This window comes from Pseudomonas sp. DD1 (assembly GCF_044510355.1).
GTDB lineage: Bacteria > Pseudomonadota > Gammaproteobacteria > Pseudomonadales > Pseudomonadaceae > Aquipseudomonas > Aquipseudomonas shahriarae.
Window position 1 is genome coordinate 87,420 of sequence record NZ_MSAJ01000003.1, and the last position, 19,555, is coordinate 106,974.

19 protein-coding genes are annotated in these 19,555 nt (G+C 60.5%); 8 read left to right on the plus strand and 11 right to left on the minus strand.

The annotated features are described in order from the left end of the window. Positions 1-69: 69 nt before the first annotated feature. The 5 genes from rng to mreB form a co-directional block, all read right to left on the minus strand. Positions 70-1,527 (minus strand): ribonuclease G, encoded by a 1,458-nt coding sequence (rng, locus tag PSFL_RS02575; protein ID WP_115128995.1) that lies wholly within the window; start codon positions 1,525-1,527, stop codon positions 70-72. Positions 1,528-1,596: 69 nt separating this feature from the next. Beyond that, entirely contained in the window at positions 1,597-2,193 is a 597-nt protein-coding gene (locus PSFL_RS02580; RefSeq protein WP_115128996.1) for a nucleoside triphosphate pyrophosphatase, read from the minus strand. A 50-nt stretch (positions 2,194-2,243) separates the two neighbouring features. Then, the gene (gene mreD / locus PSFL_RS02585; RefSeq protein WP_057438103.1) at positions 2,244-2,732 is read right to left on the minus strand and encodes a rod shape-determining protein MreD; all 489 of its coding nucleotides are present in this window, start codon (positions 2,730-2,732) and stop codon (positions 2,244-2,246) included. Then, positions 2,732-3,796 (minus strand): rod shape-determining protein MreC, encoded by a 1,065-nt coding sequence (mreC, locus tag PSFL_RS02590; RefSeq protein WP_115128997.1) that lies wholly within the window; start codon positions 3,794-3,796, stop codon positions 2,732-2,734. Before mreC ends, mreD begins: the two co-directional genes overlap by 1 nt. Positions 3,797-3,934: 138 nt before the next feature. Then, on the minus strand, positions 3,935-4,972 hold the full coding sequence (gene mreB / locus PSFL_RS02595; RefSeq protein ID WP_002555108.1) for a rod shape-determining protein MreB: 1,038 nt from the start codon (positions 4,970-4,972) through the stop codon (positions 3,935-3,937). A gap of 210 nt (positions 4,973-5,182) precedes the next feature. Between mreB and gatC the strand changes: the two genes are divergently transcribed. The 6 genes from gatC to PSFL_RS02625 all read left to right on the plus strand — a co-directional run bounded on the left by gatC (position 5,183) and on the right by PSFL_RS02625 (position 10,375). Further along, the gene (gene gatC / locus PSFL_RS02600) at positions 5,183-5,470 is read left to right on the plus strand and encodes an Asp-tRNA(Asn)/Glu-tRNA(Gln) amidotransferase subunit GatC (protein WP_003216077.1); all 288 of its coding nucleotides are present in this window, start codon (positions 5,183-5,185) and stop codon (positions 5,468-5,470) included. Between the two features lie 16 nt (positions 5,471-5,486). Then, positions 5,487-6,938, plus strand: coding sequence for an Asp-tRNA(Asn)/Glu-tRNA(Gln) amidotransferase subunit GatA (gene gatA, locus PSFL_RS02605; protein ID WP_057438095.1), 1,452 nt, complete (start codon positions 5,487-5,489; stop codon positions 6,936-6,938). Positions 6,939-6,948: 10 nt separating this feature from the next. Then, the gene (gatB, locus tag PSFL_RS02610) at positions 6,949-8,394 is read left to right on the plus strand and encodes an Asp-tRNA(Asn)/Glu-tRNA(Gln) amidotransferase subunit GatB (RefSeq protein WP_057438093.1); all 1,446 of its coding nucleotides are present in this window, start codon (positions 6,949-6,951) and stop codon (positions 8,392-8,394) included. Between the two features lie 120 nt (positions 8,395-8,514). Then, a complete protein-coding gene (locus PSFL_RS02615) occupies positions 8,515-8,886 on the plus strand; it encodes a septal ring lytic transglycosylase RlpA family protein (RefSeq protein ID WP_057958448.1) in 372 nt (123 codons plus the stop codon). Positions 8,887-8,984: 98 nt separating this feature from the next. Continuing rightward, positions 8,985-9,995 (plus strand): calcium/sodium antiporter, encoded by a 1,011-nt coding sequence (locus tag PSFL_RS02620; RefSeq protein ID WP_233093235.1) that lies wholly within the window; start codon positions 8,985-8,987, stop codon positions 9,993-9,995. Continuing rightward, on the plus strand, positions 9,992-10,375 hold the full coding sequence (locus tag PSFL_RS02625) for a carboxymuconolactone decarboxylase family protein (RefSeq protein ID WP_198817558.1): 384 nt from the start codon (positions 9,992-9,994) through the stop codon (positions 10,373-10,375). Before PSFL_RS02620 ends, PSFL_RS02625 begins: the two co-directional genes overlap by 4 nt. Positions 10,376-10,444: 69 nt before the next feature. On the opposite strand, the gene PSFL_RS02630 is transcribed toward PSFL_RS02625, so the two are convergent. From PSFL_RS02630 to kdgD, 5 genes are all read right to left on the minus strand, one after another. Beyond that, a complete protein-coding gene (locus PSFL_RS02630) occupies positions 10,445-11,386 on the minus strand; it encodes an AEC family transporter (RefSeq protein WP_057438376.1) in 942 nt (313 codons plus the stop codon). Positions 11,387-11,497: 111 nt separating this feature from the next. Next, the gene (gene garD / locus PSFL_RS02635; RefSeq protein ID WP_169989520.1) at positions 11,498-13,051 is read right to left on the minus strand and encodes a galactarate dehydratase; all 1,554 of its coding nucleotides are present in this window, start codon (positions 13,049-13,051) and stop codon (positions 11,498-11,500) included. A 12-nt stretch (positions 13,052-13,063) separates the two neighbouring features. Beyond that, positions 13,064-14,428, minus strand: a complete 1,365-nt coding sequence (locus PSFL_RS02640; protein WP_397469672.1) for an MFS transporter — start codon at positions 14,426-14,428, stop codon at positions 13,064-13,066. A gap of 103 nt (positions 14,429-14,531) precedes the next feature. Then, entirely contained in the window at positions 14,532-15,977 is a 1,446-nt protein-coding gene (locus tag PSFL_RS02645; protein ID WP_115129000.1) for an aldehyde dehydrogenase family protein, read from the minus strand. A gap of 54 nt (positions 15,978-16,031) precedes the next feature. Continuing rightward, positions 16,032-16,943 (minus strand): 5-dehydro-4-deoxyglucarate dehydratase, encoded by a 912-nt coding sequence (gene kdgD, locus PSFL_RS02650; RefSeq protein ID WP_057438078.1) that lies wholly within the window; start codon positions 16,941-16,943, stop codon positions 16,032-16,034. Positions 16,944-17,170: 227 nt separating this feature from the next. Here kdgD and PSFL_RS02655 point away from each other — a divergent pair, with 227 nt between their 5' ends. After that, a complete protein-coding gene (locus PSFL_RS02655; RefSeq protein WP_169959765.1) occupies positions 17,171-18,328 on the plus strand; it encodes a phospholipase in 1,158 nt (385 codons plus the stop codon). A gap of 189 nt (positions 18,329-18,517) precedes the next feature. Continuing rightward, positions 18,518-18,712, plus strand: a complete 195-nt coding sequence (locus tag PSFL_RS02660) for a hypothetical protein (RefSeq protein ID WP_169959766.1) — start codon at positions 18,518-18,520, stop codon at positions 18,710-18,712. A gap of 23 nt (positions 18,713-18,735) precedes the next feature. On the opposite strand, the gene PSFL_RS02665 is transcribed toward PSFL_RS02660, so the two are convergent. Continuing rightward, the gene (locus tag PSFL_RS02665; RefSeq protein WP_057958438.1) at positions 18,736-19,485 is read right to left on the minus strand and encodes a FadR/GntR family transcriptional regulator; all 750 of its coding nucleotides are present in this window, start codon (positions 19,483-19,485) and stop codon (positions 18,736-18,738) included. Positions 19,486-19,555: the final 70 nt, after the last annotated feature.

Here is a 19,555-nt window from a genome sequence, read left to right on the forward strand (position 1 = left end):
CGACCCTCAAGGTAATAGTCGGACGGCAGATCAAGGTCTGGCGGTCTCGTTGAACAGGACGGATGCGAATCAGAGCAGCACCACGTCGTATTGTTCCTGTGAATACATGGTTTCGACCTGGAAACGGATGGTACGGCCAATGAAGCCCTCCAGTTCCGCAACGTTGCCCGACTCTTCGTCGAGCAACCGATCAACCACCTTCTGATTGGCCAGGACTCTATAACCCTCGGCCTGATAAGCGCGTGCCTCTCGTAGAATTTCCCGGAAAATCTCGTAGCAAACCGTTTCCGGGGTCTTCAACTTGCCGCGGCCCTGGCAACTGCTGCACGGTTCGCACAGCACTTGCTCAAGGCTTTCACGGGTACGCTTGCGGGTCATCTGTACCAGGCCCAACTCGGTGATCCCGATGATGTTGGTCTTGGCGTGATCGCGCTCCAGCTGCTTTTCAAGGGTGCGCAACACCTGGCGCTGGTGTTCTTCATCTTCCATGTCGATGAAGTCGATGATGATGATCCCGCCCAGGTTGCGCAGGCGCAGTTGACGGGCAATGGCGGTGGCGGCTTCGAGGTTGGTCTTGAAGATGGTTTCTTCAAGGTTGCGATGGCCGACGAAGGCGCCGGTGTTGACGTCGATGGTGCTCATGGCTTCGGCCGGGTCGACCACCAGGTAGCCACCGGACTTGAGCGGCACCTTGCGCTCCAGGGCCTTCTGGATTTCGTCCTCGACGCCATACAGGTCGAAAATCGGCCGTTCGCCGGGGTAGTGTTCCAGGCGATCGGCGATTTCCGGCATCAATTCGGCGACAAATTGCGTGGTGCGCTGGAAGGTTTCCCGCGAGTCGATGCGGATTTTCTCGATCTTCGGGCTGACCAGATCACGCAGGGTTCGCAGGGCCAGGCCCAGGTCTTCGTAGATGACACTCGGCGCGCCGACGGTCTTGATCTGGGCTGCGATCTGGTCCCACAGGCGCCGCAGGTAGCGGATATCCATGAGGATTTCATCGGCACCGGCACCTTCGGCGGCGGTGCGCAGGATAAAGCCGCCCGCCTCTTTGATACCTTCGGCCGCCACGCAATCGCTGACCACCTTTTTCAGGCGCTCACGCTCACCTTCGTCTTCGATTTTCAGGGAAATACCGACGTGGGCGGTGCGCGGCATGTACACCAGGTAACGCGAAGGAATTGACAATTGCGTGGTCAGGCGCGCGCCCTTGGAACCAATCGGGTCTTTGGTGACTTGCACCACCAGGCTCTGCCCTTCGTGCACCAGGGCGCTGATGCTCTCGACCGCAGGGCCTTCGCGCAGGGAGATTTCCGAGGCATGGATAAATGCAGCACGGTCCAGGCCGATATCGACAAAGGCTGCCTGCATGCCCGGCAACACCCGCACAACCTTACCTTTATAGATATTGCCAACGATCCCGCGCTTCTGGGTGCGCTCGACGTGCACTTCCTGCAAAACACCGTTTTCTACCACCGCCACGCGCGATTCCATCGGCGTGATATTGATCAGAATCTCTTCACTCATGGCTGGGTCTCGTTCAGGCGTTTTCACAATAGTGGCCGATCGCTTAAAGGTGGCGCTGGAGTAGAGCGTTCAGCGCACGGAAAGGTGTTGCCAACAGGGTATGCCGAAATGGCCCAGCAGTTCTGCTGTTTCGCAGACCGGCAGGCCAACGACTGCCGAGTAGCTGCCATTGAGCCCGGCGACAAATACCGCCGCCAACCCTTGGATAGCATAGCCGCCCGCCTTGTCCTGGGGTTCACCGCTGTGCCAGTAAGTCGTTGCTTCTTGTGTGGAAACCTGGCGAAAACGCACGCGACTGCTGACCAGGCGCGTTTCGCAACGCTGGCCATCAAGCAGCGCAATGGCGGTGAGGACTTCGTGCTCACGATCAGAAAGGGCCAGCAGCATGGCCAGGGCATCGGCCTGGTCCACGGGCTTGCCGAGGATCCGGCCATCCAGGATGACGGCAGTATCGGCCCCTAGCACGCAGGCATTTGCGGTATCGGCTAATGTCGCCAGGCCTGCAGCGGCTTTGCCACGGGCCAGGCGCTCGACGTAGGACGCAGGCGACTCGTCGCCCAGGGGTGTTTCATCAATAGCGGCGTTGACCACGGTGAACGGCACGCCAATCTGGGTCAGCAGTTCACGCCGCCGAGGAGAGCCGGAGGCCAGATAAAGCGATTGCATTGCAAACTCTCCCTGCGGGTTCGATAACCAGGCAGAGCTTCGCGCCCCACTCAATTGATTTTATAGCGGCGACACAACCCACGCAGACCGAAGCTGACCCATGGCCACAACAGCGCGCTGACCAGCGCCGGCAAGACCAGCGCGAGGGTCGGCTGGCGGTTACCGGTCAAGGCGCTAAGCCACAGTTGCACCAATTGGGCCAGACCGAAGATCACCAGGATCACCAGGCATTGCTGCCACATCGGAAACATGCGCAGGCGTTGCTGCAGCGACAGCACCAGGAAGGTGATCAGCGTGAGAATCAAGGCGTTCTGGCCGAGCAAGGTGCCATACATCACGTCTTCAGCCAGCCCCAGGCACATCGCGGTGACCATGCCGACCTTGTGCGGCAAGGCCAGGGCCCAGAAGGCCAGCAGCAAGGCCAGCCACAGCGGGCGCAGGATTTCCATGAATTGCGGCATCGGCGAAACGCTGAGCAACATACCGATGGCGAAGGTCAACCAGACCATCCAGCCATTGCGTGAATGTGTACCGGCCATTATTGCGCCCCCTGTCGAGTGGTTGCCGGCGCAGGTGCAGCAGCAGGCGTGGACGCCGCAGGCCTGACCGGCCGGGCAGGTGTTGCCGAAGCGGGCGCGGCGGGTGCAGCCGGTGTCGCCACTGGCGCTGCCGGTGTCGCAGGCTTGGGTACGGTGGCCGGGATGATCGGCGTGGTGGTGCCGTCCTGCCGGTCCTGCGCTTCCTGGGCCTGGGCAGCCTCGTTGGCGCGCTCTTCCGGCGTGCGCGTGTCACTGAACACCAGCAACAGGTAGCGGCTACGGTTCAGCGCGGCCGTCGGCACGGCACGGACAATCGCGAATGGCTGGCCGGAATCGTGGATCACTTCCTTGACCGTCGCCACCGGATAGCCCGCCGGGAATCGCTGGCCGAGGCCGGAGCTGACCAGCAGGTCGCCTTCCTTGATGTCAGCGGTGTCGGCCACATGCCGCAATTCCAGGCGTTCCGGGTTGCCGGTACCGCTGGCAATCGCCCGCAGGCCATTGCGATTGACCTGCACCGGAATGCTGTGGGTGGTGTCGGTGAGCAGCAGCACGCGGGAGGTATAGGGCATCAACTCCACCACCTGGCCCATCAGACCACGGGCATCGAGCACCGGCTGGCCAAGGACCACGCCATCGCGCTCGCCCTTGTTGATGATGATGCGATGGGTGAAGGGGTTGGGGTCCATGCCGATCAACTCGGCCACTTCGACCTTTTCGTTGACCAACGCGGAAGAATTGAGCAACTCGCGCAGCCGGACGTTCTGCTCGGTCAGGGCCGCCAGCTTTTGCATGCGCCCCTGCAGCAGCAGGTTTTCGGTCTTGAGCTTTTCGTTCTCGGCCACCAGTTCTGTGCGGCTGCCAAACTGGCTGGCCACACCTTGCCATAGCCGTTGCGGCAGGTCGGTGATCCAGTAGGACTGCATCAATACCAGCGACATCTGGCTACGCACTGGCTTGAGCAGTGTGAAGCGGGCATCGACCACCATCAGCGCGACCGATAGCACGACCAGCACCAACAAGCGCACGCCCAATGAGGGGCCTTTAGTGAAGAGCGGTTTAATAGGCCGCTACTCCCGGGCAGATATTCTCTTTATTCATACGGCATCAAACCGGCCTGGATGCAGATTGAAGAAGATAAACGCCAACAGGCAGCACTGCAAAGTGCTGCCTGTTGATGAAACATGGTGCAACCAACGATCTTATTCGCTGGAGAGCAGGTCCATGGTGTGTTTATCCATCATTTCCAGTGCACGACCACCGCCACGGGCAACGCAGGTCAGCGGGTCTTCGGCGACGATCACCGGCAGGCCGGTTTCCTGGGCCAGCAGCTTGTCGAGGTCACGCAGCAAGGCGCCACCACCGGTCAGCACCAGGCCACGCTCGGCGATATCGGAAGCCAGTTCCGGCGGCGACTGCTCCAGCGCGCTCTTGACCGCCTGAACGATGGTGGCCAGGGACTCTTGCAGAGCTTCCAGCACTTCATTGGAGTTCAGGGTAAAGGCACGTGGCACGCCCTCGGCCAGGTTGCGACCGCGAACATCGACTTCGCGCACTTCGCCACCCGGGTAGGCGGTACCGATTTCCTGCTTGATGCGCTCGGCGGTGGATTCGCCGATCAGGCTGCCGTAGTTACGACGCACATACGTGATGATCGCTTCGTCGAAGCGGTCGCCGCCAACCCGTACGGATTCGGCATACACCACGCCATTGAGGGAGATCAGGGCGATTTCAGTGGTACCGCCACCGATATCCACCACCATCGAACCGCGCGCTTCTTCAACCGGCAGGCCGGCACCGATGGCAGCGGCCATTGGCTCTTCGATCAGGAACACTTCGCGGGCACCGGCACCAAGGGCCGATTCACGGATGGCACGACGCTCCACCTGGGTGGATTTGCACGGTACGCAGATCAGCACACGAGGGCTGGGCTGCAGGAAACTGTTTTCATGAACCTTGTTGATGAAGTACTGCAGCATCTTCTCGCAGACACTGAAGTCGGCGATCACGCCGTCTTTCATCGGACGAATGGCGGCAATGTTGCCAGGTGTACGGCCGAGCATGCGCTTGGCCTCGGTGCCCACGGCAACGACACTTTTCTGATTACCATGGGTCCGAATGGCCACAACCGATGGCTCATTCAGGACGATACCGCGCTCGCGCACGTAAATAAGGGTGTTGGCAGTGCCCAGGTCGATGGAAAGATCGCTGGAAAACATGCCACGCAGTTTCTTGAACATGGGAAAGGGACCCTAGGCAACGCGTGGGTAAAAAAGTGCGGCAAACTCTAACAACGACAGGGATTTTGGGCAAGGCGCCAATGTGCTAAATTGGCCGACTTTCTGTGCACCTAACCCCACAATCGCGGCCTTATGACCGTAGAAATGCGGTAGTGTTCCGACAATCTAACACACGGATAGCTTCCGTTCTGTTTTCCACTGGAGAATCCCATGGCGCTTGAACGCTCCGACGTGGAAAAAATCGCTCATTTGGCCTGCCTGGGCCTCAATGAAGCCGATCTTCCACAGACCACCGCAGCCCTGAACAGCATTCTCGGGCTGGTCGACCAGATGCAAGCGGTGAATACCGATGGCATCGAACCCCTGGCCCACCCACTGGAAGCCAGCCAGCGCCTGCGCGCAGACGTCGTGACCGAACGCAATAATCGCGAGGCCTACCAGTCCATCGCACCAGCGGTCGAAAACGGCCTGTACCTGGTTCCGAAAGTCATCGACTAAAGGGAAAGAGCCTGCAATGCATCAATTGACTCTGGCCGAGATCGCCCGCGGTCTCGCCGACAAAAAGTTTTCCTCCGAAGAGCTGACCAAGGCCCTGCTGGCGCGTATCACCGCGCTGGACCCGAAGGTCAACAGCTTCATCAGCCTCACCGAAGAGCTGGCCCTTAGCCAGGCCAAGGCCGCTGACGCCCGTCGCGCCAACGGTGAAGGCGGCGCGCTGCTGGGTGCGCCAATCGGTCACAAGGACCTGTTCTGCACCCAGGGCATCCGCACCAGCTGCGGCTCGAAGATGCTCGACAACTTCAAGGCGCCCTACGATGCGACCGTGGTCGCCAAGCTGGCCGAAGCCGGGGCCGTGACCCTGGGCAAGACCAACATGGACGAATTCGCCATGGGCTCGGCCAACGAATCGAGCTACTACGGCGCGGTGAAAAACCCGTGGAACCTGGAGCACGTGCCCGGCGGTTCGTCCGGTGGTTCGGCTGCAGCCGTGGCCGCCCGCCTGCTTCCGGCCGCCACAGCCACCGATACCGGCGGCTCGATCCGCCAGCCTGCCGCGTTCACCAACCTCACCGGCCTGAAACCGACCTACGGTCGTGTTTCCCGCTGGGGCATGATTGCCTACGCGTCCAGCCTCGACCAGGGCGGCCCTTTGGCCCGCACTGCCGAAGACTGCGCAATATTGTTACAAGGCATGGCCGGGTTCGATGCGAAGGACTCCACCAGCATTGATGAACCGGTGCCGGACTACAGCGCCAGCCTCAATACCTCGATCCAAGGCCTGCGCATCGGCGTGCCGAAAGAGTATTTCAGCGCCGGCCTCGACCCGCGTATCGCCGAGCTGGTGCACAACAGCGTCAAGGAGCTGGAAAAGCTCGGCGCGGTGATCAAGGAAATCAGCCTGCCGAACAACCAGCACGCAATTCCGGCGTACTACGTGATCGCCCCGGCAGAGGCCTCGTCGAACCTGTCGCGCTTCGACGGCGTGCGTTTCGGCTACCGCTGTGAAGACCCGAAAGACCTCACCGACCTGTACAAGCGCTCCCGTGGCGAAGGTTTCGGCGTGGAAGTACAACGCCGGATCATGGTCGGTGCCTACGCCCTGTCGGCCGGTTACTACGACGCGTACTACCTCAAGGCGCAAAAGATCCGTCGCCTGATCAAGAACGACTTCATGGCAGCCTTTAATGAAGTCGACGTGATCCTCGGCCCAACCACGCCAAACCCGGCCTGGAAGATCGGCGCCAAGACCGGCGACCCGATCGCCGAATACCTGGAAGACCTGTACACCATCACCGCCAACCTCGCCGGCCTGCCGGGCTTGTCCATGCCTGCAGGCTTTGTCGACGGTTTGCCAGTGGGCGTGCAACTACTCGCCCCGTATTTCCAGGAAAGCCGCTTGCTCAATGTGGCGCACCAGTACCAGTTGCACACTGACTGGCACACTCGCACCCCAACCGGCTTCTGAGGAGAACACTATGCAATGGGAAGTTGTGATCGGGCTGGAGATTCATACCCAGCTCGCCACCCAATCGAAGATTTTCTCCGGTAGCGCCACCACGTTCGGCTCCGAGCCCAACACCCAGGCCAGCCTGGTAGACCTGGGCATGCCTGGCGTACTGCCAGTACTGAACCAGGAAGCGGTGCGCATGGCGGTGATGTTCGGCCTGGCGATTGACGCCGAGATCGGCCAGCACAACGTGTTTGCGCGCAAGAACTACTTCTACCCGGACCTGCCCAAGGGCTACCAGATCAGCCAGATGGAATTGCCGATCGTCGGCAAGGGCTACCTGGATATCCCTCTGGAAGACGGCACGATCAAACGCGTCGGCGTGACCCGTGCGCACCTGGAAGAAGATGCCGGCAAGAGCCTGCATGAAGAATTCAATGGCGCCACCGGCATCGACCTGAACCGCGCCGGCACGCCGCTGCTGGAGATCGTGTCCGAGCCGGACATGCGCAGTGCCAAGGAAGCCGTGGCCTACGTCAAGACCATCCACGCGCTGGTGCGCTACCTGGGCATCTGCGACGGCAACATGGCCGAAGGCTCCCTGCGTTGCGACTGCAACGTGTCGGTGCGGCCAAAAGGCCAGGTCGAGTACGGCACCCGCTGCGAGATCAAGAACGTCAACTCGTTCCGTTTCATCGAGAAGGCGATCAACACCGAAGTCCGTCGCCAGATCGAGCTGATCGAAGACGGCGGCAAAGTGATCCAGCAGACCCGCCTGTACGACCCGAACAAAGACGAAACCCGTGCCATGCGCAGCAAAGAGGAAGCCAACGACTACCGTTACTTCCCCGATCCGGACCTGTTGCCAGTGGTGCTCGAGGATTCGTTCCTCAATGACGTGCGCGCCACCCTGCCGGAATTGCCACCGCAAAAACGCGAGCGCTTCCAGGCGCAGTTCGGTCTGTCGGTGTATGACGCCAGTGTGCTGGCTTCGAGCCGCGAGCAAGCCGACTACTTCGAAAAAGTCGTGAGCATTGCCGGTGACGCCAAGCTGGCCGCCAACTGGGTCATGGTCGAGCTGGGCAGCCTGTTGAACAAACAGGGCCTGGAAATCGACGAAGCCCCGGTCTCGGCCGAACAACTGGGCGGCATGTTGCTGCGCATCAAGGACAACACCATCTCCGGCAAAATCGCCAAGACCGTATTCGAGGCCATGGCCAGCGGTGAAGGCAACGCCGACGAGATCATCGAGAAGCGCGGCCTCAAGCAAGTCACCGACAGCGGCGCCATCTCGGCCGTGCTGGATGAAATGCTGGCGGCCAACGCCGAGCAGGTCGAGCAATACCGTGCGGCGGATGAAGCCAAGCGCGGCAAGATGTTCGGCTTCTTTGTGGGCCAGGCGATGAAAGCCTCCAAAGGCAAGGCCAACCCGCAACAGGTGAACGAATTGCTCAAGAGCAAGCTCGAAGGCTGATAGCAATGAATGGTCCGAGCGGGATTTTACTTGCGACTCGGACCCCATGTGGGAGCGGCGGTGCGACGATTCGAATCGTCGCACCGCCGCTCCCACATTTGTGATGGGGATATTTTGATAATGAAGCGTCTACTCGGCCTCTGCGCCCTGTTCTCCCTGCTCACCGGCTGCGCCAGTGGCCTGATCGACCCCAACGGTTACGACGAAACCGGCACCGCGTCCTACTACGGCGCCAAGCACCACGGCAAGAAAACCGCCAGCGGTGAACCCTTCAACCAACACGCAATGACCGCCGCCCACCGACGCCTGCCATTCGGCACGCGGGTGCAGGTCACCAACCTGTCCAACGATAGATCCGTGGTGGTACGCATCAATGATCGCGGCCCACACACCCGTGGCCGACTGATTGATCTTTCACGCCAGGCCGCCGAACAGTTGGGTATGCTGCGCAGCGGAACCGCGCGCGTGCGCGTACAAGCCCTGAGCAACTGACTGTCGGAGCCCTGACCATTTTCGGATTAAGCGCCCTCTCGCCCATCAGCCTGATTGAACTGATCAGCGGCCTGCTGCTGCTGATTGCCGGCGCCGAAATGCTGGTACGCGCCGCCGTGCGCCTGGCCGCCAGCCTCAAGGTCAGGCCGCTGATCATTGGCTTGAGCATCGTGGCCTTTGGCAGCAGCGCGCCGCAAATCGCCGTCAGTTTGCAGGCCACCCTGGCCGGTAATACCGATATTGCCGTGGGCAGTGTGATCGGCAGCAGCATCTTCAATATCCTCGTCACCCTGGGCCTGTCGGCGCTGATCATTCCCTTGCGCGTGTCGCGCCAACTGGTGCGCCTGGATATCCCGGTGATGATCGGCGCCAGCCTGCTGCTGTTTATTCTCGCCAGCGATGAAGCCCTGACCCCGCTTGACGGCCTGACCTTGCTGGTCGCCCTACTCGCCTACCTAGCCCTGTTGCTGTACCAGACCCGCCATTCGCGCCGCCCACGGACCCGCGACACCGTGGTGCAGGCGCCGTGGCTGAGCAGTTTGCTGTGGATGATCGGTGGGCTCGTGCTGCTGGTGTTCGCCGGGCATCTGGTGCTCGGGGCGGCTGTGGAAGTGGCCGGCGACCTGGGCCTGTCCGAGCGGGTGATCGGCCTGACCATTGTTGCCGTCAGTACCTCCCTGCCGTGCCTCGCCACATCCCTGATCGCCGCCGTACGCGGCGAGCGGGAGATTGCGGTAGGCAACGTGATCGGCAGCAACCTGTTCAACCTGTTAGGGGTACTGGGCTTTACCGCGCTGGTGGCGCCGTCGCCCTTGTCGGTATCGCCCAATGCCCTGGATTTCGACCTGCCGGTAATGCTCGGCGTCGTGGTGTTGTGCTTGCCGGTGTTTTACACCGGCTACCGCATTACCCGCGCCGAAGGCTTGCTGCTGCTGGGGTTGTATCTGGCGTATGGGCTGCATGTGCTGTCGTTCACCACCGGCATGCCGCTGGCCAATAAACTCGAACAACTGATGCTGTACTACGTCCTGCCAGCGCTGGTGGCTTTCCTGTTGTTCACCTCGCTGCGAGCCTGGCGCCGCCAACACCACAAGAGGGAATCGCAATGACCGATCAACCGAAATCCGGCGAGCAAATGCGTCGCCAGGTCATGGGTGATGTGTTTGTCGACCGCGCGCTGGGCAATGCCACCGAATTCACCCAGCCACTGCAGGACTTCGTCAACGAACATGCCTGGGGCGGGGTGTGGAACCGTGAAGGCCTGCCACTGAAGACCCGCAGCCTGATTACACTCGCGGTATTGACCGCCTTGAAGTGCCCGCAGGAACTCAAGGGCCATGTGCGCGGCGCACTGAATAATGGCTGTACTGTTGAAGAAATTCGCGAGGCGCTGCTGCATTGCGCGGTGTATGCCGGCGTGCCGGCGGCGATTGATGCGTTTCGGGCGGCGCAGGAAGTGATTGAGGCGTATCAGTCAGACCCGCAGTGACTGTCAGATCGCTATCGCGGGCAAGCCCGCTCCCACAATTTTGATTGTGCACACCTTCACCAGAACATTTCAGATCCAGCCACCCGCCTGCAACACGAAGATCCCGATATTAGTGGTCACCGCCGCCATCAAGGTGGTGATCACAATGATCGCTGCCGCCAACTCATGGTTGCCCTGGGCCGCGCGAGCCATGACAAAACTGGCGGCGGCCGTCGGCGCGCCGAAATACAAGAACAGGATCCCCAGTTCCGGCCCGCGGAACCCGTACAGCCACGCGCCGGCAGTCGCCACCAGGGGCAGCCAGATCATCTTCATCAGGCTGGCGCTCAGGGCAATGCTGCCGCTTTTCCGCAGGGCAGCCATGGACAACGTGCCGCCGATACAGATCAACGCCAATGGCAATGTTGTATCTGCCAGGTATTGCCCGGACTTTTCCAGCCAGCCGGGCAAGCCAATCTGGAAATACGCGAAGGGTGTGGCCGCAATCACGCTGATAATCAATGGATTGGCCAACACGCTTTTGCAGATGCTCCACGGATCGGACTTGATCACCGGACTGTAGACCGCCAGCACTATGGTGGACAGGGTGTTGTAGAACAGGATCACCAGGGCGGCGAGGATCGCGCCAAGGGAAATCCCGTAGTCGCCGTACATACTGGCCGCCAGTGCCAGGCCAATCACCCCGTTGTTACCACGAAATGCACCTTGGGCATAAATACCCCGGTCCTCACGCGGGCAACGGAAAATCGCCCAACCCCAGGCCAGGGCGAAGCCGACCAACGTCGCAACCGAGAAATAGATCAGCAGTTCCGGCTTGAGCGCCGAATGCAGGTCGGCATGCAGAATCCCCAGAAACAGCAACGCCGGCATGGTGACGTTAAACACCAAGGCCGACGCAGTGTGGATAAAGTCGTCGTTGATCCAGTTGATGCGCTTGAGCAGGACGCCCAGGAACAGCATGGCAAACACCGGCGCGGTGATGGTCAGGGTTTGCAGGAAGATAGCCAGCATGCCAGGGAGAACCTTGGTGAGGGTCAGTAGGTGGCTAATCATAAAACATCCAGCACCATTGCGCCCGGCAGGTCGCCATCGCGAGCAAGCCCGCGATGATGCGACACGGTCTCAGGTGATCGGCGCCGGATTGAACAACGTAATGTCATTGTGCAATTTATGCCGCTCGGCCCAGGTCTGCTTCTTGCCACTGGCTACATCCAGGTAGAAGTGGAACAACTCCCAGCCCAGCTCCTCGATGGTCGCACGGCCGGTGGCGATGCGTCCGGCGTCGATATCGATCAGGTCTGGCCAGCGCTGGGCCAGTTCCGTGCGGGTCGAGACCTTCACCACCGGCGCCATCGCCAGCCCGTAAGGCGTGCCGCGACCGGTGGTGAAGACGTGCAGGTTCATCCCCGCCGCCAGTTGCAAGGTGCCGCAGACAAAGTCGCTGGCCGGTGTCGCGCAAAAGATCAGGCCTTTGCCCTTGAAGCGCTCGCCCGGCCCCAGTACACCGTTGATCGCGCTGCTGCCGGATTTGACGATGGAGCCCAGGGATTTTTCGACAATGTTCGACAACCCGCCCTTCTTGTTGCCCGGCGTGGTGTTGGCGCTGCGGTCGGCCTCGCCCTTGGCCAAGTAGCGGTCGTACCAGTCCATTTCCCGTACCAATTCCCGGGCAACGTCTTGGCTCTCGGCACGGGAGGTCAGCAGGTAAATGGCATCGCGCACTTCAGTGACTTCGGAAAACATCACCGTCGCCCCGGCCCGCAGCAATAAGTCCGAGGCGTAACCCAGCGCCGGGTTGGCGGTGATCCCGGAAAACGCGTCGCTGCCGCCGCATTGCATGCCGAGGATCAGCTCCGAGGCCGGTACGGTTTCCCGCCGGCGCAGGTCGAGTTTCTTCAGGCGGACTTCGGCCAGCGCCATGATCTGCTCGATCATTTCACTGAAGCCGTGGCTGGCGTCCTGCAGGCGGTACAGCCACGGCTCGCTGAGGTCCACCGAGCTGTCGTTGTCGTGCATCACTTGCCCGGCCTGCAATTTCTCGCAGCCCAGGCTGATCACCAGCGCTTCGCCCCCCAGGTTCGGGTTGCGTGCCAGGTTGCGCACAGTGCGGATCGGGATATAGGCGTCGGTGGCGGTAATGGCCACGCCACAGCCGTAGCTGTGGGTCAGTGCCACTACGTCATCGACATTCGGGTACTTGGGGAGTAACTCGTCCTTGATGCGCTTGACCGCATGGTCCAGCACGCCGGTCACACACTGCACAGTGGTGGTGATGCCAAGGATATTGCGCGTACCGACGGTGCCGTCGGCATTGCGATAGCCTTCGAAAGTAAAGCCTTCCAATGGCGCCTGGGCCTCGGGGACCTCGGTGGACAGCGGCAGGCTGTCCAGCGGCGGTGCGGTAGGCATGCGCAGTTGATCTTCCTGGACCCAACTGCCGCGCGGTATCGGCTGCAAGGCGTAACCGATGGTTTGGCCATAGCGAATGATCTGACCACCTTGCGGGATATCTTCCAGGGTCACCTTGTGGCTCTGGGGGATGAACTCCACGGTCACCAGGCCGTCCGGGAACTCGGTGCCCGCCGGCACGCCCTGGTCATTGACCACGATTACTACGTTGTCGCGCTCGTGCAGACGAATGGAGCGCGGCGAGTCGGCATGTTCAATCAACTGCATCACACGGCCCCTTCAGGATTGCGCTTGGGAAAGGTTAGTCAACTCGGGGCCTTTGCTCGGTGGCTCGTTGAGCACCACGCGCTTGATCGGGCCGACGATCACCAGGTAGCTGAATACCGCCACCAGCGCATTGGCGCCAACGAACACCAGGGCCCACTTGAACGAACCGGTAGTGCTGATGATGTAGCCAATCACGATGGGCGTGGTGATGGAAGCCAGGTTGCCGAAGGTGTTGAACAAGCCGCCGCTGAGGCCGGCGATTTGTTTCGGCGAGGTGTCAGACACCACCGCCCAACCCAGTGCGCCAACGCCTTTGCCGAAGAAGGCCAGGGCCATAAAGCCGACCACCATCCATTCCACATCCACGTAGTTGCAGGCAATGATGCTACTGGAGACCAACAAACCGGCAGTGATCGGCGCCTTGCGAGCGAAGGTCAGGGAGTGGCCCTTGCGCAGCAGGTAATCGGAAATCACCCCGCCCAGCACGCCGCCGATAAAACCGCAGATCGCCGGCAGCGAGGCAATAAAACCGGCCTTGAGGATGGTCATGCCACGGTCCTGCACCAGGTACACGGGGAACCAGGTGAGAAAGAAGTAGGTAATACCGTTGATGCAGTACTGGCCCAGGTAGACCCCGAGCATCATGCGGTTGGTCAGCAACTGGCGGATGTAATCCCACTTCGGCCCGTCGGTTTTCTTACCCTTGGCCTTGTCCTGATCCATATCGACCATCGCCCCGTTGGCAGCGATGTGGTTGAACTCGGCTTCGTTGATCAGCGGGTGCTGGCGCGGGCTGTAGATTACTTTCAGCCAGATCAGCGAAAACACGATGCCGATCACCCCCATCACGATAAACACGTGCTGCCAGCCGAAGCTGTAGACGATCCAGCCCATCAGCGGTGCAAACAACACGGTGGCGAAGTACTGCGCCGAATTGAAGATCGCCGAAGCCGTACCGCGTTCGGCAGTGGGGAACCAGGCCGCGACGATCCGTGCGTTACCGGGGAAGGATGGCGCCTCTGCCAGGCCCACCAAGAATCGCAGCATAAACAGCGCCACCACGGCGGTGGAGACCCCGAACTCACCGACATAGCCTTGCAGCACGGTGAACAGCGACCAGGTGAAGATGCTCAGGGCATAGACTTTTTTCGAGCCGAAACGGTCGAGCAGCCAGCCGCCGGGGATTTGCCCGGCCACATAGGCCCAACCGAACGCAGAGAAGATATAACCGAGGGTGACCGCGTCGATGCCGAGGTCTTTTTGCAGGCTGGACCCTGCAATGGCGATGGTGGCGCGGTCGGCATAGTTGATCGTGGTCACCAGGAACAGCATGAGCAAGATCAAATAACGGACGTGCGTCGGCTTGGTCGCTTGCATGTAGATGTACTCCCACTAATTATTTTTTTTGCGGGTAATGGTTTTGGTGCTGCGCACTGCTTTTTTGTGGGAGCTGGATTGCCGGCTCCCACACGTATTGCGTTTACGAGCCGATGTAGCTGGTTTTCACCACGGTGTAGAACTCTTGCGCATAGCGACCTTGCTCACGCGAACCGTAGGATGAGCCCTTACGCCCACCAAAGGGAACGTGATAATCCACACCCGCCGTCGGCAGGTTGACCATCACCATCCCTGCCTGGGAGTGGCGCTTGAAGTGGTTGGCATACTTGAGCGAGGTGGTGGCAATGCCTGCCGACAAACCGAATTCGGTGTCGTTGGCCATGGCCAGTGCCGCTTCGTAGTCCGCCACGCGCACGACATTGGCCACCGGGCCGAAGATTTCTTCACGGCTGATGCGCATGGCGGCCTGGCTGTCGGCGAACAGAGTCGGCGCCAGGAAGTAACCTTCGGTGTCACACGTCACCAAGCCACCACCGCTGACCAGCCGCGCACCCTCGCCCTGGCCGATGTCGATGTATTTCAGGTCCTGGTCCAGTTGGGCCTGGGACACCACCGGTCCGATATCGGTGCCGGCGTGCAGGGCATGGCCGACCTTGATCGACTGCATGCGCTCGGCCATGGCCGCGACGAACCGGTCGTGGATCCCCGCCGTGACGATAAAGCGACTGGACGCCGTGCAACGCTGGCCGGTGGAGTAGAACGCGCTCTGCACCGACAACTCGACGGCCTGCTTGAGGTCGGCATCGTCGAGAATGATCTGCGGGTTTTTGCCGCCCATTTCCAGCTGCACCTTGGCCTGGCGCGACACGCAACTGACTGCGATCTGTCGGCCCACGCCCACGGAGCCGGTAAAGCTGATGCCATCGACCTGCCGGCTGTTGACCAGCGCATCGCCGACGACGCGGCCGCTGCCCATCACCAGGTTGAACACGCCACTGGGGAAGCCGGCGCGGGAGATGATTTCGGCCAGGGCCCAGGCACAGCCGGGCACCAGGTCTGCCGGCTTGAGCACCACGCAGTTGCCGTAGGCCAGGGCCGGGGCGATTTTCCAGGCGGGGATGGCAATCGGGAAGTTCCACGGGGTAATCAGGCCTACCACGCCCAAGGCTTCGCGGGTGACTTCAACATTGACCCCAGGGCGCACCGACGGCAGGTAATCACCGGACAGGCGCAGGCACTCGCCGGCAAAAAACTTGAAGATGTTACCGGCACGGGTCACTTCGCCGATGGCTTCCGGCAGGGTCTTGCCCTCTTCGCGGGCCAGCAGCGTTCCGAGTTCTTCACGGCGGACTAGGATCTCGCTGCCGACTTTATCCAGGGCGTCATGCCGGGCCTGGATGCCGGAGGTCGACCACGCCGGGAACGCCGCGCGGGCCGCGTCGATGGCGGCGTTGACCTGGGCCAGGTCGGCCGTGGCGAAATCGCCGATGACATCCGACAGATCCGACGGGTTGATATTGCTTGAGTAGTCCGCACCGGCCACCCATTGGCCGCCGATGTAGTTGTCAAAACGCTTGGCTTGGGACACGCCTGTTCTCCTTACGCAAAAAGCCGCTGATCACTCAGCGGCTTTATTAATGGGTTACTGCGCACCTTGCTTGTCGATCAGCGCGGCCAGGGCTTCGTATTCTTCTGGCAGCAGATCGGTCAGCGGGGTGCGTACCGGGCCTGCGTCATAGCCGGCGATTTTTGCGCCCGCCTTGACGATGCTCACGGCATAGCCGGCCTTGCGGTTACGCAGGTCCAGGTAAGGCAGGAAGAAGTCGTCGATGATCTTGTTGACGGTGGCGTGATCTTCCCGGGCAATCGCGTGGTAGAAGTCCATCGCGGTCTTGGGAATAAAGTTGAAGACTGCCGAGGAGTACACCGGCACGCCCAGGGCCTTGTAGGCAGCGGCGTAAACCTCTGCAGTCGGCAAGCCGCCCAGGTAGCTGAAACGATCACCGAGACGACGGCGGATCGACACCATCAGCTCGATATCACCCAGGCCATCCTTGTAGCCAATCAGGTTCGGGCAACGTTCGGCCAGGCGCTCCAGCAGCGGCGCGGTCAGGCGGCAGACATTGCGGTTGTAGACCACCACACCGATTTTTACCGACTTGCACACCGCCTCGACATGGGCGGCGACGCCATCCTGGCTGGCTTCGGTCAGGTAGTGCGGCAACAGCAGCAGGCCTTTGGCCCCCAGGCGCTCGGCTTCCTGGGCGTACTCGATGGCCTGGCGGGTGGAGCCGCCGACACCGGCGAGGATCGGCACGCTGGTAGCGCAGGTATCGACTGCGGTTTTCACCACTTGGGCGTATTCACTGGCTGCCAGGGAGAAAAACTCACCGGTGCCGCCCGCCGCAAACAACGCAGAGGCGCCATACGGGGCCAGCCACTCCAAGCGCTTGATATAGCCCGCCGGGTGGAACTCACCCTGGGCATTGAAATCGGTGACCGGGAAAGACAGCAGACCGTGGGAGAGGATGGACTTCAGTTCTTGTGGATTCATTATTTGAACACCCTGGGCAAAGACGAAGACTGGAACGTTATTATTTATGTCGTACGTCATCGTACAACTATAAAAATGTTCGTCAATCTTCTTTTGTCGGCTTGCCGGTATTTCGAGGTCATTAGTAACGAGCGCCTTGACGTAGGGAATTATTCCTCTATTCTCGCAATAACTGTATATACATACAGTTATCAAGGAAGATTCCTACGACATAGCAAGGAGCTAACATGTCAGAACTTGAATCGGTCATTACCCGCAAAACCCTCCCCTCCCTGCGCTTTGAAGGCGGCGAGCACACCGCCATTGGCGATGACACCCAGCTGCGCTTCGTGCAGGGCGCGCCCTCTATTCCGGGCGCGCAAGTCAAGCTTCACCTACCCAACGGCCTGGCCCTGACCTATGGTCAGATCATCTCCCTGGGCGGTGACTTCTACGGAATTCCCGGCCAGCCCATCAGTGACGGCGCGTCACCCACCGAGCGTGTGCAGCGCTTCACCGCCGCGTTTAACTCGCTGGCGACTTTGCCGGCGTCACGGGAGGAAGCGGGCAAAATCCTCGCGGTCATGCAAAAAGAGATCAACGCAGTGAAGCAGGCCATTCAGGATGGCAAGCAACCCCATGAGGCCTACGACGCACTAGGAGATACGTTGTCCGAAGAGTGGAACCGTATCACCGGCGGCGGCAGCGTGGTTTCAGCCATGGTTCCCCTGGGGCGCTACTTGAAGCTGGCGGCCGATAATGCCGACCATTTCGGCGAGTGGGCGCTGTCTGCCTACCTGGCCGGGCATTCTGCCGCCCTGCAACAAGCGGTGGTGGCTCACCAAAGCGGCAGTAGCCAGCAATTGGAACTGGCTTACGCCATGAACAGCTTTGCTGATCACTTTTTGACCGACCTGTTTTCCGCAGGGCACCTGCGCGTCCCACGCAAACAACTGGCGGCCGTGGTGACACCGGGTGAACTGGGGTCGTTGATCAGCCGCTTTATGCACGATGAAGACAGCAAGTTCGGGCTCAATGTACGCAATGCCCTGGGCGACGAGTGGCATGCCTATGGCGACAAACGCTACTTCGATAGCAATGACGCCGCCAACCGCACTCAGGTCAAGCGTGCGGTACAGGCTTCGGCCGATGAGATCTTCGACGCGTACATCAGCGGTATCGCGCCCTCCCCGGCCACATTCAAGGCACCACTGCATGTGCCGGACTTGAACGCGGCGAACAATCCAGCGAATAACTTTTCGCCGCTGTTCAAGGCCGAAGGCGACAAGGTGTTGCGGCGCAAGGACGTCAACAACTTGAATGACAAGCAGTGGACCAATGATTGGTGGGGGTGGAGTACGTATCTGTTGCTTAAGGACTACAAACCAAATAACCCGCTGCCTTGATGTAGCCACAGCGCCCCTGTGTACGGATGACTCGTATACAGGGGACCGTTCGTCGTCACTGTGAATTTTGACAGTATCAGCGATGTACCCGTCGCCCCTAGATTGAACGCCACCACCGGGTAACCTCTGCCGCAAGAGGTGCAGTCACCTTGGAGGCCCTTCAGTAATCGAGAAATAGTGAGGCATGCCATGGCTACTAGAAAATGCACGTTTACATCCAAATCCAACAAATTCAAAGCAGCAACGCAGAATATCGATGCTGTGGACCTACCCAATATCGGTGATACCGTTCAACTTGATGGTGATCCGCCTGAATTGATCATAGGCAAAAACTTCCAAATCAAAGATGGCGAAGTTAAGCAAATCGACTTTTTCCTGGCGTAAATGCCTCCCTAGCAATCACCGAATTACCCCCGCTGCGCCTGCGCCTCTTCATGAGCCTGGCGCAGCCGCTCTCGACTATTGGTCAAATGCAATCTCATCGCCGCCCGCGCTGCATCCGAATCCTGGCGGGCAATCGCCTCATAAATCTCTTCGTGCTCACGGCTCAGGCGGCTCATGTAGTGCTGCTGGTCGTCATGGGCCAGGCGCGCAGAATTCAGGCGGGTCCGCGGAATAATGCTGGTGCCCAGGTGGGTCATGATATCGGTGAAGTAACGGTTGCCGGTGGACAGGGCAATCTGCAAGTGGAACTGGAAGTCCGACGCTACCGCATCACTGGCGTGCGCTGCACTTTCATTCAGGGCATCGAGGGCCGCGCGCATCGCTGCCAACTGCTCGTCACTGCGACGCTGGGCCGCGAGACCAGCAGACTCCACTTCCAGGCTGATGCGCAATTCGAGGATCGCCAGTACATCACGCAGCGTGACCACGGTCGCCGGATCAATGCGGAACCCGCTGGGGCTCGGCGTATCCAGCACAAAGGTGCCGATGCCATGCCGGGTTTCCACCTGCCCGGCTGCCTGCAGCCGCGAGATCGCTTCGCGCACCACCGTGCGGCTGACCCCATGGGCTTCCATGATGGCTGACTCGGTGGGCAGTTTGTCGCCACGCTTGAGCTGGCCATCGCGGATCTGTTCGGACAACACCGTGACCAGTTCCTGGGCAAGGCTACGGCGCTTGCGAGGAAGACGCGGGGCTGTGCTGAGGTTTTCCATGAGCAGGCAACTATCTCGATGATTCAAAAGGGCATCATAGCCCAAGCGAGTTGTACGATCACCGCCCTGC

Coding starts and splice junctions, on each gene's coding strand:
- kdgD (WP_057438078.1), bottom strand. CDS start 16,943: ATGAATCCACAAGAACTGAAGTCCATCCTCTCCCACGGTCTGCTGTCT.
- garD (WP_169989520.1), bottom strand. CDS start 13,051: ATGCAGTTGATTGAACATGCCGACTCGCCGCGCTCCATTCGTCTGCAC.
- gatB (WP_057438093.1), top strand. CDS start 6,949: ATGCAATGGGAAGTTGTGATCGGGCTGGAGATTCATACCCAGCTCGCC.
- PSFL_RS02630 (WP_057438376.1), bottom strand. CDS start 11,386: ATGCTGGCTATCTTCCTGCAAACCCTGACCATCACCGCGCCGGTGTTT.
- gatA (WP_057438095.1), top strand. CDS start 5,487: ATGCATCAATTGACTCTGGCCGAGATCGCCCGCGGTCTCGCCGACAAA.
- PSFL_RS02580 (WP_115128996.1), bottom strand. CDS start 2,193: ATGCAATCGCTTTATCTGGCCTCCGGCTCTCCTCGGCGGCGTGAACTG.
- gatC (WP_003216077.1), top strand. CDS start 5,183: ATGGCGCTTGAACGCTCCGACGTGGAAAAAATCGCTCATTTGGCCTGC.
- PSFL_RS02665 (WP_057958438.1), bottom strand. CDS start 19,485: ATGGAAAACCTCAGCACAGCCCCGCGTCTTCCTCGCAAGCGCCGTAGC.
- rng (WP_115128995.1), bottom strand. CDS start 1,527: ATGAGTGAAGAGATTCTGATCAATATCACGCCGATGGAATCGCGCGTG.
- PSFL_RS02655 (WP_169959765.1), top strand. CDS start 17,171: ATGTCAGAACTTGAATCGGTCATTACCCGCAAAACCCTCCCCTCCCTG.
- mreD (WP_057438103.1), bottom strand. CDS start 2,732: ATGGCCGGTACACATTCACGCAATGGCTGGATGGTCTGGTTGACCTTC.
- mreB (WP_002555108.1), bottom strand. CDS start 4,972: ATGTTCAAGAAACTGCGTGGCATGTTTTCCAGCGATCTTTCCATCGAC.
- PSFL_RS02660 (WP_169959766.1), top strand. CDS start 18,518: ATGGCTACTAGAAAATGCACGTTTACATCCAAATCCAACAAATTCAAA.
- PSFL_RS02615 (WP_057958448.1), top strand. CDS start 8,515: ATGAAGCGTCTACTCGGCCTCTGCGCCCTGTTCTCCCTGCTCACCGGC.
- PSFL_RS02620 (WP_233093235.1), top strand. CDS start 8,985: ATGCTGGTACGCGCCGCCGTGCGCCTGGCCGCCAGCCTCAAGGTCAGG.
- PSFL_RS02625 (WP_198817558.1), top strand. CDS start 9,992: ATGACCGATCAACCGAAATCCGGCGAGCAAATGCGTCGCCAGGTCATG.
- PSFL_RS02640 (WP_397469672.1), bottom strand. CDS start 14,428: ATGCAAGCGACCAAGCCGACGCACGTCCGTTATTTGATCTTGCTCATG.